The sequence below is a fragment of the Corynebacterium hesseae genome, assembly GCF_037850265.1.
GTDB classification, from domain to species: Bacteria; Actinomycetota; Actinomycetes; order Mycobacteriales; family Mycobacteriaceae; genus Corynebacterium; species Corynebacterium hesseae.
In genome coordinates this window covers 1,211,570-1,229,058 of the sequence record NZ_CP137211.1, presented here as the reverse complement: position 1 = coordinate 1,229,058, position 17,489 = coordinate 1,211,570, and the positions used below count along the sequence as shown (strand labels likewise).

The following is a 17,489-nucleotide window of genomic DNA, read 5'->3' as shown; positions in this document are numbered from 1 at the left end:
ATTTACCACTGACTATAGCCAAACAGGCCATGTGGTACTAGAATTACGGTTAGAACACAGCTTCTAAACCAGTATCTGTCTCGGGGGAGACTTCCATGACCACCACTGTCACACGCCCACCTACCTTTTTCTTCTCAACGACCAACCCTAATAACCCACACGCGGTTGCTCGCGCTAAAGCCCGCCGTGCCATCTATGACACCTGGCAGGCTGCCATGCCCAGCCTGCAGGCTGATATCAACACCACCGCCCTATCTTTAGTGGCGGCCTGGTCACTTCCGGAAGGTCACATCAAAGCAGGTCTGCGTGCCATCCACCGGCTTGATAGCCTGCCGAAAGTCAAAGCCATACAAGACACCCACTGCCTGCTGGACATCGAGTCCTTGATTGCTATTGACCAACCCATGTCAGCACTAACCGCCTTGACTGCTGAAACCCTGGATTTCATCGACACCATCCTGGCTGACTTCTTCACCCCCACTAAGGCGAATCAGGCTTTTCCCACCCGCAGCCAAATCAGACGCAAAGTCCGCGATATATGTAAAACCCTGGATGATTCCATCGCATATCGCGACACCCGCCCCAAGGATGCCTACCGCTTCTCCTCCAACGGAACCTCCGCCTGGCTAGAACTCCAAGTTACTGAAGATACCGGCATTAAACTCGATGCCTTCATCCACCAAACCGCCGCCAAGCACGACCTGACGATTCCGGATGCTGTCAAGAAACTGCTGTCCGGTGAGATTGAGCCTCCAGCCGCTGTAGTGCTACACACCTATCAAGCCTGCGATATTGAGAATGCCCCGACCTTCATTGAAGGCTTCGGCTGGCGCCAAGAAGCCATGCCGCATGATAAAGCCCGGGATCTAACCGGTGACATCGACGAAGCAGACGGCTACCAGCCAGGTATTGTCATGCGCAAGCATGTCGAAGGCCGTGACGGGACCTGCCGGGTCGGCGGGTGTGAGAAACCTGCCTTTCTTACCCAGCTTGACCACCGGCACAACTGGGCTGAAGGCGGGCCAACACATCCGAAAAACCTGGCATGCTTATGCCAAGGCCATCACAACATGAAAACCGATGGCACCTTAAAGTACCTGCTGGACCCCTACAGTGGGGATGTTATCTGGCTTTTCGCTGACGGTACCTGGACCATCAACGAAGCAGAAGGACCCCTGGCACCCAAGCAAAAACGGTGGGCACAGACCGTAGCCCAGCACATCACCGCCACCAGGAAACGTGTGCGCGAAGAAGCCCAACACCTCAAACAAGAACTCGACGACTACGCACAACAACAAGCCAAAGCCAACGCTGAAGCCGAAACCCAAACCAACACCGACACCGACAGCGGCGAGGACATCCCCTTCTAAAACCTGAATCGTCGACCCAAACGACGAAACCCAACCACTACAACGAAAGGAAAGGAACCCAAGAGCACACCCACCGTCGAATAAAACGACGAAGACCGGCGGCCTCCCACGTTTCCGTGAAAGGTCACCGGCCGAGGAGCACTACAAGGTGCAGTTCTGCGCGCTACTTTCGTCCTGCTTCGTAGGCGGCACCAACCTTGTACAGGCGGTCATCCTTGAACGCCGGAGCCATGATCTGCAGGCCGGTCGGCAGGTTGGTGTCAGATGCCAAGCCGGAGGGTACAGACATGCCGCACACGCCGGCAAGGTTCAGCGGCAGGGTGCAGAGGTCGAAGTTGTACATCTCCATCGGATCCTCAACCTTCTCCCCCAGCTTGAAGGCTGTGGTCGGCGTGGTCGGGGAAACAAGGACATCGACCTGTTCGAAAGCGTGCTCAAAGTCCTGTGCAATGAGGGTGCGCACACGCTGTGCTTGGAGGTAGTAGGCGTCGTAATATCCGACGGAGAGCGCGTAGGTACCCAGCATGATTCGGCGCTTAACCTCAGGGCCGAAACCAGCAGCGCGGGACAGAGACATAACCTCTTCCGCAGAGTGGGTTCCGTCATCGCCCACGCGCAGGCCGTAGCGCATGCCGTCGAAGCGGGCCAGGTTGGAGGACACCTCACACGGCATGATGAGGTAGTACGCAGCCAGTGCATCGTCGAAGTGCGGGCAATCAACCTCGACGATCTCCGCGCCCTGGTTCTTCAACTGCTCAACCGCAGCGTGGTAGGCCTCCATCACGCCCGGCTGCCAGCCGTCGCGCTCGAATTGCTTGATCAGGCCAACCTTGACGCCGGAAAGGTCGCCATTGGCGCCTTCCTTAGCGGCGGCGACTACCGGGGCAACCGGCTTATCCACGGAGGTGGCATCAAAAGAATCGTGTCCGGCAATGATTTCGTGCAGCAGTGCGGTATCCAGAACCGTGCGGGCAGTCGGACCTGCCTGGTCCAGAGAGCTTGCAGCTGCGATGAGGCCGTAACGCGACACCGTGCCGTACGTCGGCTTGACACCAACGGTGTTGGTCAGTGCAGCAGGCTGGCGGATCGAGCCACCAGTGTCAGTACCGATACCCAGCGGAGCCTGGCCCGAGGCAAGAGCCGCAGCAGTGCCACCGCCGGAGCCGCCCGGGGTGCGTTCGGTGTCGTAGGGGTTGTGGGCCGGACCGTAGGCGGAGTTCTCATTGGAGGAGCCCATCGCGAACTCATCAAGGTTCGTCTTACCCAGAATCGGGATACCTGCCTCGCGCAGCTTGGTCACCAGAGTGGCGTCATAAGGTGACACCCAGCCCTCCAGCATTTTGGAGGCAGCGGTCGTGGGGGCGTCGGTAGTAACGAGGAGATCCTTGAGCGCCAGCGGCACGCCAGCCAAGGCAGAGGCGGGTTCTTCGCCGGCGTCGAGGGACTTATCGACGGCGTCGGCAGCCGCCAGTGCTTCCTCCGCGCCAACATGGAGGAAGGCGTTAAGCTCGCCATCGGTCTCCGCGATGCGATCCAAGAATGCCTGAGTAACTTCGCGGGAGGTGAGCTCACGGGAGTGAATCTTCTCAGCCAGCTCGGCGGCGGTCAGTGCGGTAATGCCCTCGGTGGGCGCAATGAATTGTGCCATTCTTATTCGTCTCCTCCACCCAGAATCTGCGGAACCATGAAGCGGTCATCTTCAGCTGCCGGCGCTTGGTCCAGGGCCTGCTCGGCAGTGAGGGTGCGCACAATAACGTCCTCACGCATTGGAGCATGTACGGAGTGCGGGTGCGACATTGGCTCCACACCTTCAGCCTCGACCTTGCCCACCGCGGACACCGAGTCCACGATTTCGTCGATCTGCGCGGCGAACTGCTTCAGTTCTTCCTCACTCAGGGCCAATCGCGACAGCTTTGCCAAGTGCGCGACCTCGTCACGCGAAATATCAGACACGCGAACTCCATCCTTTTATTCATTGAGACGGTTGATAGCTAAGCACCCATGGTACTGCACAGCTGTTGCCGCGCCACCACCACTCCTCCCCTAAGTGAAGCTCATACTATTGAATAGTATTCGACAGGTTGGGTAACATCGATCGAGTTAGAAAGCCAAATATCCCCTCCCTACTTATTCACCTTCCCCAGAAAGAACGATATGTCGTACCTCGTCCGTGTCCTTCTCCCTGACACCCCCGGCAGCCTTGGCCTCCTTGCCAACGCGATGGGCAGCATCGAGGCCAATATCCGCTCCGTCGACATTGTAGAGAATTTCCCAGACGGTACGGTCATGGATGACATCGTCTTGGATCTCCCCCAGTCCACCATGGCGGATGAGATCATCACGGCAGCACAGACCGTGGAAGGCGTAGAGGTCGACTCCATTCGCCCCTTCAGCGGTCGCGTCGACCGCCGCGGGCAAATCCACGTGCTGGCCAAGGTTGCCGCACAACGCAACGTGACGGCCGCAATGAGCGAAGTCTGCGCCGCCATCCCCAAGGCGCTGACGTCCAATTGGGCCATTGTCATCGCGAACGACGAGAACATCAGCCGCATCGCCGCGTCGGACGCCGCGCCTGCCGACGACGGCTCGATCCCCACCGACCTCAACATCACAACGGCTCGCGTGCTCAACCCTGAAAAGGACACGTGGATTCCGGAATCCTGGACGCTCATCGAATCCGCGCTGGCCGCTGCTCCCCTCGTGGGAACGAACTACGTGGTGGTGATGGGCCGCGTTGGTGGACCCGATTACCTCGCCTCCGAAGTTGAGCACTTGGGTGACTTGGGCGCCATCTTGGGTGCGTTTCTTACTTAGCGGGCAAGCAACGAGTTGAGTCCCGCGGCGACATCGGGGACCACGTGGTCCACCTCTTCGGCGATCTGCGTTCCCGGGAAAGTGAAGGACTCGGTGGCGATGGAGTGCATCGAGAGATCATTGAAGCTATCACCGAAGGTATAGAGTTCAGCATTTTCGTGGCCGAGATAATCAAGCAACCGCGTCAAGCCCTCACCCTTGTTATGGCCAGGTGGCATGATGTCGTAGAAATCGCAGTTAAAGGATGATTCGACGGCACAATTCTCGCGGACCCACTCGTCCACCTCGCGGCGCAGCTCAGGGTTGCCAGGGATCCACAGGGACAACAACACAGTGCTGCGCTTGGCGACGTCCCCCGGATCCACCACTTCCGTATTCGCCACCATGGAGGACTCGCGTCCTGCGAGGCCATCCCACGCTACCTGGTCGGCTCCAGACAAGCCTGTGAGGTAGATATTCAACGGCAGGCCGGTGAAACGAGCGACAATGGACTGCACAACCTCACTCGGCAGATGCTCCTCGTGCAGGATGGAATAGTCGCCGCCGGTGATGACTGTCCCGTTGTAGAGCACGTGGTAGTCCAGCTCCACGCCGAAGGGTTCGAGTGTGTTGCGCGCATTGGCGATGGACTTGCCCGTCGCGGAGACGGCCAAGTTGCCTGCGGCACGCCACTCAGCGATGGCTTTTTGTGTGGCCTCTGTTATGTCTTCGTTGACGTAAACAGTGCCATCCATGTCTAAAGCCGCAATCTTCATGAACCGTAGTGTATTAGACCTTCAAAGGCTGAGTCCACAACCGCTGAGCACGCCTTGTGGATGTCGGGTTGCGCCCAGGGGAAGGTGAGGGAGACGTCGGCAAGCGCATGCATGGGCAGGTCATTGTGCCCGTCCCCGAAGGTGATGAGCTCAATGTCAGAGCGCTCAACTTCCAGGTGACGAAGCAGCCAAGTCAAGGCAAAGCCCTTGTCGTGACCGAGCGGCATGATGTCGAAGAAGTTGCGGTTCATCGCGGTACCTACCGGAAAGCGGTCCGTGACCCACTGCGCGATCTTCCTCTGCAGGTCTGGGTTGCCCGGGGTCCAGGCGGCAACAAGCGGGAAGACCTCTTCCTCAATGCGTGACGGCGGGACCGGCACGGGCTCACTGATGATGGGGTTGTGCACGCCCGCCACGTTGCGCACGAGGTAGCCGTCCGGGCCTGTCAAACGTGTGCAATAGAGGTCGAGCTTTGGTGTGTCATGCACCCGCTCATACACGGCACGAACCACCTCGGGCGGTACATGGTTTTCGTAGAGCAACTCATAAGAGCCATCCATGATGACGGTGCCGTTGCAGAGCAGGTAGTAGTCGAAGTCAACGCCAAAAGGCTCTAGTGCACGCCGAGCAGAATGAGGAGACTTGCCCGTGGCCACGACAGCAAGGTTGCCCGCAGCGCGCCAACCGGCAATCGCCTCCGGCACGTCTTCGGGCATGTGCCCATCAAAGTAGATAGTGCCGTCCAGGTCGAAGGCGGCTAACTTCATGCCTCGCCCGTTTCAAGGAGGCGGTTGAAGCCTTCCTCATCCAAAATGGTCAAGCCAAGGTCGCGGGCCTTCTGTTCCTTTGAACCGGCGTTTTCTCCGACGACGACATAGTTGGTCTTCTTCGACACCGACCCGGAGGCCTTGCCGCCACGGGATATGATGGCTTCCTTAGCGGAATCGCGACTGTAGTTCTCTAGGGTTCCGGTCACCACCACGGTGATTCCCTCCATCGTTTGCGCGGGCTTATCGCTGGATTCTTCCTCCATGGTCACCCCGGCGGCGGTCCACTTCTGCACGATGTTGTCGTGCCAGTCCACCTCAAACCATTGCTTAAAGGATTCCGCGATGATGCCGCCCACGCCATCGGTATCCGCCAGCTCCTCCACCGATGCTGCGCGCAGCGCCTCCATGGAGCCAAACCGCGTGGCTAACGCACGTGCGGCAATGGGGCCAACGTGCCGGATGGACAGCGCTACGAGCACTCGCCAGAACTCAGCCTGGCGGGCGGACTTGAGGTTCTCCAGCAGCTTCTTGCCCGAGGCGTTGAGCGCGCCCTTCTGGGTGGTGTAGACCGAGGACTTGAGGAGTGCGTCTTCATCGAGATCAAAGAGCTCCGCCTCGTCCACGAGCACTCCGGAGGAAATCAGATCCGCAGCAGCCTTCTCCCCCAGCTCACCAATGTCGAGCGCCTTGCGGGAGGCCAAATACTCCAGACGCGCCGCCAGCTGCGCTGGGCAGCTGCGGGTATTCGGGCAGCGCCAGTCCTGGTCGCCTTCCTTCTGCGGTGCCAGCTTCGTGCCGCATGCAGGGCAGTTCTCCGGGAAGACCCATTCGGTCTCGCTGCCATCGCGCTTGTCTAGGACGGGGCCGAGAACCTCAGGGATGATCTCTCCGGCCTTGCGGATGACAATGGTGTCCCCGATGAGGACGTTCTTGTTCTTGACCTCGAACTGGTTGTGCAGGGTGGCCATGGAAACCGTCGAGCCGGAGACAAAGACTGGTTCCATGATGGCGAAAGGCGTCACGCGTCCCGTTCGACCGACACCGACCTCAATGTTGAGCAGCTTGGTGGTGACCTCCTCCGGTGGGTACTTATACGCGATGGCCCAACGTGGCGCACGTGAGGTCGCGCCTAAGGAGCGCTGGCTGGCCAGGTCATCGACCTTGATGACGAGACCGTCCATCTCGAAGTAAGCATCGTGGCGGTGTTCCTCCCAGTAGGTCACGCGCTCTTGAACCTCCTTGGCGGTGGTGACCCGCTGGGTATAAGGCGACACCGGGAATCCCCATGCCTCCAAGGCCTGGTAGGCGTCGTGTTGCGAGGCTGGTTGGAATCCTTCGCGCGCGCCGATGCCGTGGCAGACCATGTGGAGCCGGCGCTTCTTGACGTCCTCCGGGTCCTTCATGCGCAGTCCGCCCGCGGCCGCGTTGCGGGGGTTGGCAAAGGTGGGCTTACCATCCTCGCGGCGTGCGGAGTTAATTTCCTCAAATTCATCCGGGCGCATGTACACCTCGCCGCGGACCTCTACCAGGGAGGGAACCGGGTATTCTTCGCTGCCCGTCAGCTCACGTGGGATATCGGGAATAACACGCGCATTAGCAGTGATGTCCTCACCCACGCGACCATCACCACGCGTGGCGGCCGTGGCAAGCTTGCCGTCACGATAGACCAAATCGATGGACAAACCGTCAATCTTGAGCTCGGTGAGATAGGCCTTTGCCGGGGTGCGGTCCAGCCAGTCCTGCAACTCGTCAGCGCTAAAAACGTTGTCCAAACTGTACAGGCGTTCCAGGTGCTCGATGTCAACGGCGCCCTCCGGGGCAGCGCCCACCTGCTGGGTAGGCGAATCCGGAGTTTGAAGCTCCGGGTGTTCCGCTTCCAGCGCCAGCAAGCGCTGGAAAAGGGCGTCAAAGTCCGCATCCGGGATCGCCGGCTCGCCGTTGTAGTACAGCTCGCGGTGCTTGCGCACTTCCTGGGCAAGCTCGGACCATTCGCGTTGGATATCTACTGCATCACTCACGAGTCACTAGTGTAGCGGGGCTGCCGGACACAGCATGTTCCTGGCCAAACGTCCTATCCACGCCACAAATATGACATCGGTAGCGCACAAAGTTTGTCTCCCAAGGGCTGCACATAGGGAATCGGAGCCAAGACAAATCCTCCACGGAAACGGGGCCCTAGTTTCTCGCTCAGTGCACGCAAATGCCGAACCTGTCCTGCCTTGACTGTCGCACCGGATTTAACCTCAAGCGCAGCGATGCTATTGTCCGCGAATTCGATGACAACATCCGCTTCCATCCCGGCACTATCACGCCAGTGGAGCAGCTGATGCTGACTTTCAGCCCAACCCTGCTGGGCAGAAAGTTCCTGAAGGACAAACCCTTCCACTAAATGCCCTAGATGCGACTGCACCAGCGGATTCATGAGCATGTCTCGAGCTTGCCCCGCTAACCAGGAAGCCAGACCGGAATCAGTGACCCAACTTTTGGGCTTGGATATTTCTCGCGACGTCAGATTTGATTTCCACGCTTTCACCTGTGAGGAAAGAAACAGCCTTGACAATGTATCGAGGTAGGAGCGGACAGTGGACGCTGGGATTTCCGCTTCACGTGCGAGCTTCGCCGGAACTAACTCCCCCGCCTGATGTGCTGCGAGTAGTCGCAACAACGATTGCAACCTTCCCGGCTGTGCGCTTTCCCGGGATAGGGTTTCTTCAATCACCGTCACATGTGAAACATAAGACTCGAACCAAGCTCGGCGCATCCGATCTTGCAGCTCTAATGCAACCGGATAGCCGCCCTTCAGCACTTTGTCCACCAAGCCAGCTCGATCTACTTGTTCCGTAGGAACAGAACGCACAGGCAATTCGACGAGCTCATCGAGCCTATCTACAAAGGCGCCGTCACTGACGGTTTCACAAATTTCTTGTTGGCTCAGTGGGTGCAAATGGAGATCAATAATTCTTCCTGCAAGGGAATCCTTCTTACCCACTCCCCGAGCAAAATCTGATGAACCAGTAATGATAAATCGACCTGGCCGGCGGTTCCTATCCACCTCGGCTTTTAACGGCAGTGTGAGCTCGGGAAGCCGCTGAATTTCATCAATAATCAGCGTTGCGTCACCACCTTGCTGCACAAAGGTCATCGGATCCTCTTCCGCTAGTGAGAGAGCAGCGGGATCATCCAGCGTTACATACACAGCACGTTCAAGGCCGAGATGCCTTGTCAACGTCGACTTGCCAACCTGCCGTGCGCCCGTGACGTGGACAACGGGTGAGAAGGTCAATGCTTCTCGGGCAAAACCTTCCATACCGCGTCTAATATACCGTTCCATAAATAGCACTCTACCTGCAGTTGGTCATTCTGCAAGGCTTTGTCCGTCATTCTGCAAGATATTGATCGTCATTCTGCAGTTCTATATCCGTCATTCTGCAGGACTTCCACAGTGCATGTCCGAGCCGGGCGCTAGAGTGTTGTCCATGAACTTCGACGCCACCCGTATGCTCTCCTTCGACCTCGAGACCACCTCCGTAAAGCCCAAAGAAGCCCGCATCGTCACCTCTGCCCTGGTTCGTATCGACGGGCGCGAGGTAGATAAGCGGGAAATGCTCGCTGACCCCGGAGTGGAAATCCCCGAGGAAGCCGCCAAGATCCACGGCATCACTACTGAGAAGGCCCGCGCGGAGGGTCGCCCGCACGACGAAGTCCTCAAGGAGACGGTCGATGCCATCTACCAGGCCTGGGAGGAAGGTCTTACGCTCATTGTCTACAACGCCGCCTACGATCTCTCTGTACTGCGCGCGCTGACCGGGGACTTCACGGTGAACGGCCCAGTATTCGATCCTTTCGTCATCGACCGGGTGAAGGACAAGTGGCGCAAGGGCAAGCGCACCCTGGAGGAGGTCTCTGCCCACTACGGCGTGGAGCTGAGCAACGCGCATGAGGCTACTGCCGACGCCCTCGCGGCCGCCCGCGTCGCTTGGAAGCAGGTGCGCCAGCACTTCCCCGAGCTAGCACAGATGGACACCAACGAGCTCATGGAATACCAGGCCGTCGAGTGGTACAAGGACCGCGAGTCCTTCAAGAAGTACCTGGAAGGACGCGGTCGGGATGCCTCGGATGTCTCCACCGCGTGGCCGATGATTTCTTAACTCCAGTACCCAATCCTCAACTAAGCCTTGCCAGGTTTCTAGATTTCTGGAATTCTAGATTCCATGGACACAACAGTCGAAGCACGCCTCGCCGAGCTTGAAGCGCGCGTCGCCGCGCTCGAGGGGCGCACGAACACTGCCGACGCCAGACCTACACCCACCACCACTGAAGAAGACTCGACCTACTGGCTGGTCGACGCCCTCGCACCCAACGAGCAGCTTCCCGACGGTTCCGTCATCTTTGGCGGCAACATAAACGTCGGCAAGCGCTCGTACGCCTATCAATGGCAGCGCCCCACCACGTTCGTTACCGATGAGAGCTGGGCGGAGAATCTCGAGCGCCTCTCTGCGCTCGCTCACCCAATTCGCGGCGAAATCCTCCGCCGTCTCCTCGCCGCATCCGCCACCGCCGCCGAGCTGGTCGAAGAAAACATCGTCTCCTCCACCGGCACCGCTTACCACCACTTGAGCGCTCTAACTCATGCGGGCTGGACCACGAAGTCTGGCGGCGAATACTCCATCCGCCCGCCCCGCGTTATTCCCCTGCTCACCATTATCACCGCAAGCGAGGACCATTAATGCGCAAAATTGTCTTAGCCGTCATCACTGCTACTGCCGTTGCCGCCGTCCTGCTTGTCGCAGGCCCACAGAGAATTACGCTGGCACAAGACAAGACTGGCGACGAAACCCTAGCCACCCAGCTGGAACAGCACTCGGAGTCCGGCTTCCACAACCTCACCGCCTTCACGATCCAAGACGGTAAGACCACCTTCGCGGGACTAGGCAGCGACGAGCACACGGAGGTCGAAATTGGCTCCGTCACCAAGATGTTTACCGGCGAGCTGGCCCACCAGCTCGTTGAAGAGGGGAAGCTGAGCCCCGACACGACCGTCGGCGAAGTCCTCAAGGTTGGCGATGCACCCGTCGCCGACGTCACCGTAAGGGAGCTACTCGACCACACCTCTGGCCTTCCTCGGCTGGCCAGCAACGATGTTCTAGGCAGCCTTATTTCGGCCATTACCGGCGCCAACCCTTATGAGGGCAAAACCACCGAGGACATCATGGATGCGGCCACGAAGTCTAAGTTGAAGGGCCGCGGCGAAGAGTCCTATTCCAACCTTGGCTATGGGCTCCTGGGACACATGGTGGAGACCGTTGCCGGGCAGCCTTATGAGCAGATGCTCAAGGAGCGCATCTTCGAGCCAGCTGGCATGACGGAGACCTACCTCATGACGCCGGGCTCTGTGCCTGCCGACGCTCCACGGGGACTTACCGCCACCGGCCGCCACGCTGCCCCCTGGGAGATGGAAGGCTCCGCACCTGCGGGAGCGATCCGCTCCACGGCGAGTGACATGGCCAAATTCGCTGAGTGGTTTATGAAGAACGGCGATATCGACTACGGCTGGCAGCCTCCCAGCGAGGACAATGTTGGGTACTGGCACAACGGCGGCACCTACGGTTACTCGACCATGCTCATCATCGATCCGGAAACCAAACGCGCCGCCTTCGCCAACAACGATTCCCTCGCCGGCACCGAAGACCTTGCCCAAGCTCTATTCGACGAGCTCGCACCTTAAGGAGTAACCATGTTCCTCACCGTAGCGCTCGCCGTCATCACCGCTTCGGAGCTCTGGGCCGCATGGAAGGCCCTGAGAAAGCCCCATTCCATTGCTCAAAGCATTGGCACCACGACGATTACGATCCTCGCCATACTCTTCATCGGCTACGCCATGCCATGGCACACCTCAGTGAATTTTGGCTGGTGGTACGCCCTTGTGGCAGCCTGCTCGCTGCACATCGGCGCGGTGGCTTGGCAGGCCGTGCAGCCTTCTAGCGGCACAGACGCTGGTCAAGAAGCTCCCGTACGATAGCACTATGAGCTCCTCCCCTACCTGCACCGTTGAAATCCAGGACGTAGACAGTACAACAATCGCACCCCTTCAGCACCGCGCCGCTACCGCTGGTGTTTCCCTCGAAGACTACGTGCGCAACATCCTCACCAGGGTCGCGTCGTCCCCATTTACCGCAAACAGAAAATCCATCGAAGAAAAGGCGGCCGAACTCTCCCAGCGTGCACCTATCGATGTGAAGGGAGACTTCGACGTCATCGCCGCAATCCGCGCCGGACGAGACACATAGAAGACTAAGGAGATCGTTGGTCTCCCTAGTCGCCGCCCTCAGAAAAGTCTCCCAAATCTCCGCTTTTAGAAAAGTCTCCCAAATCTCCCAATGCTCTAGGATGAGGCTATGTCCCCGCACGAGAATCCCTTCCGCCCCACCTTCGGCGTTCCACCACTATTCTGGGTCGGCCGCACGGCAGTGCTCGACACCTTCCGCGCAGCGCTTGACTCCCAACCAGGCAGCCCGGGCCGCTCGCTCATCATCAGCGGTGCCCGCGGTATCGGCAAGACGGTCTTGCTCAACGAGATAGAAGATATCGCTTCTAGTCGCGGGTGGATCACATTGCGAGCCTCGGGACGCAGCTCCATGGTTGACGAGCTCGTTGACACCACCATCCCGCGCATCATGGACAAGCTGGCCCCGGCGGACAAGCACAAGGTCAACCGTGTCGGCATTGGTGGTGTGGCAACCATCGGCATCCAGCACAACACCGAGGAAGCCTATAAACCCACGCTCAACACCCGCCTGCGCGAGCTTTTAGGCATGCTCAAAGGCACTGGCGTGCTGCTCACCATCGACGAAGTGCAGGACGCAGACGCCGAGAACCTAACTTCCCTGGCCGTGACCTACCAAGACTTGGTGCGCGATGAGCTCGACGTCGCTATTGTCGCCGCGGGCCTTCCACAAGGCGTCAACCGCCTGCTGGACCTGCCGGGTGTAACCTTCCTACGCCGCGCGCAGAAGTTCGTTCTGGGCCCGCTCTCCCCCGCGAACGCCGAGGTGGCCTTCACCGAGACCGCCGCACAGTCCGGGCTCGAGTTCACCGATGATGCGGTTGCAGCGGCGGTGCGCCTGTCGCGCGGCTACCCCTACATGGTGCAGCTGGTGGGCTCACTGGCTTGGGGAAAGGCGCAGCGCGAGGGTGGGAGCAGTATCGAGGAGAGTGACGTCGCAGCGGTGTCAGCCGAGGCTATCTCGGTTTTGGGCGCCCAGGTACACCAGCCCGCTACCCTTTCGCTTCCACCGGCCCAGCGCCTCTTCCTCGAGGCGATGAGCGCGGTTATGGAGGACGGCACGGCGGAAATCAAGAACATTGCGGCGCACCAGGACCGGACGGTGCGCTCACTATCGGCCACACGCCAAAGGCTTATCGACGCCGACCTCATCGAACCCACCGCCCACGGCAGGCTCCAGTTCGTCATCCCGTATATGGAGGCCTACTTCACCGCTACGGACAGCCTGGGACGAGTCGATTAACAACTGGGTTAAAGGTCACCGGCGTCGCGAATCAGGATATCGGCGGTCTCGGATACCGAGCGCAGTGAACGAGCGGAGGCCTTGACTGGGTAGACGTCGAAATGATCGATGAGCAGCTCGCGTGGCATGCCGATGCGGTCAAGGTGACGGGCCAGCGTGATGGCCTCCGCGCGGGAATCGGAACCTTCGATACCCAGAGCGATGCGGTGGCCGGCATTCAAGTGCTCACCCAGGCCGTCGAGGTGACGCGGGGTGTCTAGGCCGCGGAAAGTCGTGAGGAAGGTCTTTGCGGCACGCGCGAGGGACCACAGCGGCGGGGCGTGTAGGTAGTCTGCCTCGAAAGACTGCAGGAGATCGAGCGCGACCTCATCTGGAACGGCGGGAATGGTGTCAAAGTCGGTGGTGCCGGGGAGTCGGCCGGCGATGATATCGGCAAGCAGGGGCTCGTCGAGCTGGACGACGACCTCCCCGTGGAAGCGGCGAGCGACGTCCTCGGCGTGTGCGTGGAGGCCGTGGCGGAGGGCGTCGGCAAGCTCGGTGAAGGCGCCGCGATCGGTGAGGACGCGGTGGCCGTCGGAAAGCTCAATGCTCGCCGCAAGCGACCAGGGGCCGAGAGCTTGGACCTTGACGCGCGGCACGGTCTCGCCCCAGACTTCCTGGACCTCGTCGAGGTCGCGTTCCAAGCGGTCCCACGTGCGGCGGGTGAGCAACTGCGGGCGCGCTGTCATGCGCCACGAGCGCGGGCCGCGGTCGATGGAGATAGCCTCCAGCATGCTGGCCGTGCGGCCCACTGCATCGGAGCCCAGCCCACGCTCGGGCAGCTGCGGGATGGCGGGAAGCTCGGTCTCCCCCATGATGATGTCCGCGGCCTCCGCCATGGAGGTGCCGGGCATGGGGCCAAGGGCGAATCCCGTCATCTACGCCGTCCCGCAGATGGTGCCGGAGCCCAGCACGATATCGCCTAGCTCGTCCGGGCTCGGCAGGTAGAGCACGGCAGCCTGGCCACGAGCCACACCGGAAAGAGGCTCCTTCAGGTCCAGCGTCATGCGGTCGGCTTCACGGTCCACGTGAGCGTAGCAGTGAACGACGGAACCGTGGGCTCGCACCTGCACCTCGCAGTCGAAGTCACCTTCCATCGCTGGGTGCAGGTACTTTAGGCGGTCGGCCTCGATGCGGGTCACGGCCAGGTCTGCGCGCGACCCGACGGTGACGGTGCCGGTGGCCGCGTCGATGTCGGTGACGTAGCGCGGGGAGCCGTCGGCAGTCGGCGTCTTGATGTCCAGGCCCTTGCGCTGGCCGATGGTGTAGTTCCACGCGCCATCGTGTTCCTTGAGTTCGTTGCCCTCGGTGTCCACGATCATGCCTGGGCGCAGGCCGATGGAACGCCCCAGGAAGGCCTGGGTATTGCCGTCCGGGATGAAGCAGATGTCATAGGAGTCCGGCTTGGCCGCCGTGGAGAAACCATGGCGCTTGGCCTCCTCGCGGATTTGCGGCTTCGGAGTATCACCAATCGGGAAGAAGCAGTGGTCCAGCTCCTCCTTGGTAATAACACCCAGCACATAAGACTGGTCCTTGTTCTCATCCAGGGAGCGGCGCATGTAGCCGTCGGCGTCGATAGTGGCATAGTGGCCCGTAGCCACCGCATCGAAGCCCAGCGCCATGCCCTTGCGTAGAAGGGCTGCGAACTTGATCTTCTCGTTGCAGCGCAGGCACGGATTCGGGGTCTCGCCGCGGGCATAGGAGTCCACGAAATCGCCGATGACGGCTTCCTTGAACTCCTCGGAGAAGTCCCACACATAGAAAGGAATGCCGAGCTTGTCGCAAATACGGCGGGCATCGGCGGAATCCTCCAAGGAGCAGCAACCGCGTGCCTTCTCACGTGTCTGCTGTGCATCCTTGTGCAGGGCCAGGTGCACACCAATGACGTCGTGGCCCGCCTCCACCGCGCGTGCCGCGGCGACCGAGGAATCAACGCCGCCGGACATGGCTACCAATACTCGCATGCTTTCCCCTTCTTCCTTCTTTCGTCCACTTAGGCTAGTCGCGGTGTACCCCATACCCCAACACACTGAACTCACGCTCTATTCCCTAAGCTAAAAGGCATTATGGGAAGAAAGCGCAACAAGACCGATTCAATCGCGGGCACCTACGAGATTTCCACGGGGGAGCTTGTCGTCGAAGCCGACCCCTTCCGCGATGGCGCCTTCATCCTCAACATCAACGGCGTGCCCTCCTCACACCTCATCCCCGAAGACCCACGTACCCTCGAATTCGAGTACATGCGTTGGATTGCCGCTGCGGTGGAGAACCTGGCGCCCGGCAAGCGCCTGCTCCACCTGGGCGGCGGTGGCTGTTCTCTCCCCCGCTACTTCGCAGACCTGTGGCCGGATTCCCACAACACGGTGGTAGAGCTCGACGCGAAACTGGCCGAGCTCATCCGTGAGCTGGCCGATATCCCTGCCGCTCCCCGCGTGAAAATCCGCGCCGGTGAGGCACGCGCGGTGACGGAAGGCTTCCCTCCGAATCGCTTCGACGTCATCATCCGCGACGTCTTCGCCGGCGCCGTCACGCCGGAGCCTCTCACCACCCAAGAGTTCTTCCAGCACGCCCACGCCACGCTCACCCCGGGCGGGCTTTACGTTGCCAACTGCGGTGACCACTCCGACCTGCAAGGGGCGAAGGCAGAACTCGCCGGAATGGCAGAAGTCTTTGCCCACGTTGCCGTTATTGCCGACCCTCCCATGCTTAAGGGTCGGCGCTACGGCAACATCATCCTCATCGGCTCAGACACCGAGCTGCCTGTCGACGGCTCCCCGCAAGCCGCCGCGCTTTCTAAACCACTGCTGTCCGGTGCGGTGCCCGCGCACTTTCGCGACGAATCCTGGACCCGCAGCTTCTTTAAGGGGGCTAATCCGCGCCACGACGCCCCGTCACCCGGTAGCGATTAGCGCAGGTTATTGAGCAGGTCCGCCACCTGCTTGGCGTCGAGATTCGGCACCGCAACGCCTGCGGCGTGACCAGCGCTGCGTGCGGCACGGTCGGCGTTCTCCACGTCCTGCTGGCTGACGTTATCGGCGTCAACGTCCTGGAGGTGCTGCGCGTTATCAAGGAAGATGGCTAGATCGCCGATGCTGGCGTCATTGTTGGCCATGTCCTTGAGGTCATCAGTGCTGATGGCGCCGTCGTTAAGCAGCTTTTCCGCTTGCTTGATAAGACCGGTCGCATCGACATCGAGCCCCGCGTTCTTGGCGGCATCGGCGACGGCCGGAACGGCTACAGCACCGGCTGCCAGGGCCAGGATTCCAGCGATCAGCACGCCGGCGTCGTCGCCCAGGTCAACGCCCGGGATGACCATGTCATCCAAGATGCCGCCGAAGTCGATGTAATTGCCACCGGAGAAGGACTGCAGCTGTGCCTCAGTACCGTTAAAGAGGTTCATGTCAACATCGGTTTCGATACCGGCAACACGGCCGCTGCCGGAGCGCTGCCAGAAAGCCAGCTTGTCCCAGCCACCGACCGGTTCCGGCGCGGTGTCCTGGTAGGCCGCCAACCACAGCGGATACTCGGAGAAGCGCGTGGAATTGCCCATCTGGCCCATCCAGAAGTACTTATAGGTGTACAGCATTGGCGTGCGGCCGGTTAGGGTCTTCACCTCAGTCATGAAGGTGTCGATCCACTCCTCCAGCTGAGCAGTACTCAGGCCCTCATCGACCTCAATGTCGAGCACCGGCGGCAGAGTTTGCGTCGGCACCAGTGCAATCTGGGAGGCGAAGCTCGCTGCCTGCTGCTTGGCATCACCAGCCGGGCGCGCGTAGTGATAAGCGCCGACCTTCAGACCAGCCGCTGCGGCGGCATTGGCATCGCGTACGAAGTGGTTGTTAACAAACCCAACGCCTTCAGTAGCCTTCACAAAGGCATAGGACTGGCCATCAGACTTCACAGCGTCCCAATCGATTCCGCGAAGGGACGCGTGGTTATTGCCGGAAACATCCACACCGGAAGGTGCGGTGGACGGGATGGCAACGGCGGTGGATACGGACAGTGCCACGGCCGCTACTGCGGTAACGGCGGCGGTAACAAGGCGACGTGCATGGCTCATGCGCGCCACACTACCGCTTTAACAACATCAGTCACAGTTGCAACACGCGAAACTTTAAACTCGTTTGCCACATCCTTAACGCAGTCCTGGACATCACTCCCAGCAGCAACAACCGCTGCTACACTGCGCATCAAATTCACCACCGATCGCTTAGC

General features: G+C 60.2%; 18 protein-coding genes. 9 read left to right on the top strand and 9 right to left on the bottom strand.

The window, feature by feature from the left end; translation table 11 throughout:
- Window positions 1–95: 95 nt before the first annotated feature.
- Window positions 96–1,370 (top strand): HNH endonuclease signature motif containing protein, encoded by a 1,275-nt coding sequence (locus R3O64_RS05735; protein WP_339017474.1) that lies wholly within the window; start codon window positions 96–98, stop codon window positions 1,368–1,370.
- A gap of 163 nt (window positions 1,371–1,533) precedes the next feature.
- Here the strand turns inward: R3O64_RS05735 and gatA are convergent, their stop codons facing one another.
- Both gatA and gatC read right to left on the bottom strand, forming a co-directional pair.
- Window positions 1,534–3,018 carry an Asp-tRNA(Asn)/Glu-tRNA(Gln) amidotransferase subunit GatA gene (gene gatA, locus R3O64_RS05730; protein WP_339017473.1) on the bottom strand — a complete coding sequence of 495 codons (1,485 nt, stop codon included), beginning with the start codon at window positions 3,016–3,018 and terminating at the stop codon, window positions 1,534–1,536.
- A gap of 2 nt (window positions 3,019–3,020) precedes the next feature.
- Window positions 3,021–3,323, bottom strand: a complete 303-nt coding sequence (gene gatC / locus R3O64_RS05725; protein WP_070525257.1) for an Asp-tRNA(Asn)/Glu-tRNA(Gln) amidotransferase subunit GatC — start codon at window positions 3,321–3,323, stop codon at window positions 3,021–3,023.
- Between the two features lie 201 nt (window positions 3,324–3,524).
- Here gatC and R3O64_RS05720 point away from each other — a divergent pair, with 201 nt between their 5' ends.
- Window positions 3,525–4,184, top strand: coding sequence for an amino acid-binding ACT domain protein (locus R3O64_RS05720; RefSeq protein ID WP_070525255.1), 660 nt, complete (start codon window positions 3,525–3,527; stop codon window positions 4,182–4,184).
- On the opposite strand, the gene R3O64_RS05715 is transcribed toward R3O64_RS05720, so the two are convergent.
- From R3O64_RS05715 to R3O64_RS05700, 4 genes are read right to left on the bottom strand one after another with little or no spacing between them, the layout of a single operon-like run.
- The gene (locus R3O64_RS05715; protein ID WP_339017472.1) at window positions 4,181–4,939 is read right to left on the bottom strand and encodes an HAD hydrolase family protein; all 759 of its coding nucleotides are present in this window, start codon (window positions 4,937–4,939) and stop codon (window positions 4,181–4,183) included. The genes R3O64_RS05720 and R3O64_RS05715 overlap by 4 nt on opposite strands.
- Window positions 4,936–5,706 carry an HAD family hydrolase gene (locus R3O64_RS05710; RefSeq protein ID WP_101736633.1) on the bottom strand — a complete coding sequence of 257 codons (771 nt, stop codon included), beginning with the start codon at window positions 5,704–5,706 and terminating at the stop codon, window positions 4,936–4,938. Before R3O64_RS05710 ends, R3O64_RS05715 begins: the two co-directional genes overlap by 4 nt.
- The gene (ligA, locus tag R3O64_RS05705; RefSeq protein ID WP_070525252.1) at window positions 5,703–7,727 is read right to left on the bottom strand and encodes an NAD-dependent DNA ligase LigA; all 2,025 of its coding nucleotides are present in this window, start codon (window positions 7,725–7,727) and stop codon (window positions 5,703–5,705) included. Before ligA ends, R3O64_RS05710 begins: the two co-directional genes overlap by 4 nt.
- Window positions 7,728–7,780: 53 nt before the next feature.
- Window positions 7,781–9,040 carry an ATP-binding protein gene (locus R3O64_RS05700; RefSeq protein ID WP_339017471.1) on the bottom strand — a complete coding sequence of 420 codons (1,260 nt, stop codon included), beginning with the start codon at window positions 9,038–9,040 and terminating at the stop codon, window positions 7,781–7,783.
- Between the two features lie 145 nt (window positions 9,041–9,185).
- Here R3O64_RS05700 and R3O64_RS05695 point away from each other — a divergent pair, with 145 nt between their 5' ends.
- From R3O64_RS05695 to R3O64_RS05670, 6 genes are all read left to right on the top strand, one after another.
- Window positions 9,186–9,857 (top strand): 3'-5' exonuclease, encoded by a 672-nt coding sequence (locus R3O64_RS05695; RefSeq protein WP_070563067.1) that lies wholly within the window; start codon window positions 9,186–9,188, stop codon window positions 9,855–9,857.
- A gap of 63 nt (window positions 9,858–9,920) precedes the next feature.
- Complete coding sequence (locus R3O64_RS05690) at window positions 9,921–10,436, top strand: ArsR/SmtB family transcription factor (protein ID WP_070525247.1); 516 nt, start codon at window positions 9,921–9,923, stop codon at window positions 10,434–10,436.
- Window positions 10,436–11,434, top strand: coding sequence for a serine hydrolase domain-containing protein (locus tag R3O64_RS05685; protein ID WP_070525245.1), 999 nt, complete (start codon window positions 10,436–10,438; stop codon window positions 11,432–11,434). The genes R3O64_RS05690 and R3O64_RS05685 overlap by 1 nt, the downstream gene beginning before the upstream one ends.
- 9 nt (window positions 11,435–11,443) lie before the next feature.
- Complete coding sequence (locus R3O64_RS05680) at window positions 11,444–11,728, top strand: hypothetical protein (protein ID WP_070525243.1); 285 nt, start codon at window positions 11,444–11,446, stop codon at window positions 11,726–11,728.
- Window positions 11,729–11,732: 4 nt separating this feature from the next.
- Window positions 11,733–11,996 (top strand): FitA-like ribbon-helix-helix domain-containing protein, encoded by a 264-nt coding sequence (locus R3O64_RS05675; protein WP_339017470.1) that lies wholly within the window; start codon window positions 11,733–11,735, stop codon window positions 11,994–11,996.
- A gap of 108 nt (window positions 11,997–12,104) precedes the next feature.
- Window positions 12,105–13,235 (top strand): ATP-binding protein, encoded by a 1,131-nt coding sequence (locus tag R3O64_RS05670; RefSeq protein ID WP_339017469.1) that lies wholly within the window; start codon window positions 12,105–12,107, stop codon window positions 13,233–13,235.
- Between the two features lie 8 nt (window positions 13,236–13,243).
- On the opposite strand, the gene R3O64_RS05665 is transcribed toward R3O64_RS05670, so the two are convergent.
- Complete coding sequence (locus R3O64_RS05665) at window positions 13,244–14,152, bottom strand: methionine synthase (protein ID WP_339017468.1); 909 nt, start codon at window positions 14,150–14,152, stop codon at window positions 13,244–13,246.
- Entirely contained in the window at window positions 14,153–15,238 is a 1,086-nt protein-coding gene (gene mnmA, locus R3O64_RS05660; protein ID WP_339017467.1) for a tRNA 2-thiouridine(34) synthase MnmA, read from the bottom strand.
- 102 nt (window positions 15,239–15,340) lie between these two features.
- On the opposite strand from mnmA, the gene R3O64_RS05655 reads away from it, so the two are divergent.
- Window positions 15,341–16,183, top strand: a complete 843-nt coding sequence (locus tag R3O64_RS05655) for a fused MFS/spermidine synthase (RefSeq protein ID WP_339017466.1) — start codon at window positions 15,341–15,343, stop codon at window positions 16,181–16,183.
- Here the strand turns inward: R3O64_RS05655 and R3O64_RS05650 are convergent.
- Window positions 16,180–17,334 carry a glycoside hydrolase family 25 protein gene (locus tag R3O64_RS05650; protein WP_339017465.1) on the bottom strand — a complete coding sequence of 385 codons (1,155 nt, stop codon included), beginning with the start codon at window positions 17,332–17,334 and terminating at the stop codon, window positions 16,180–16,182. The two genes, R3O64_RS05655 and R3O64_RS05650, sit on opposite strands and share 4 nt — an antisense overlap.
- Window positions 17,335–17,489: the final 155 nt, after the last annotated feature.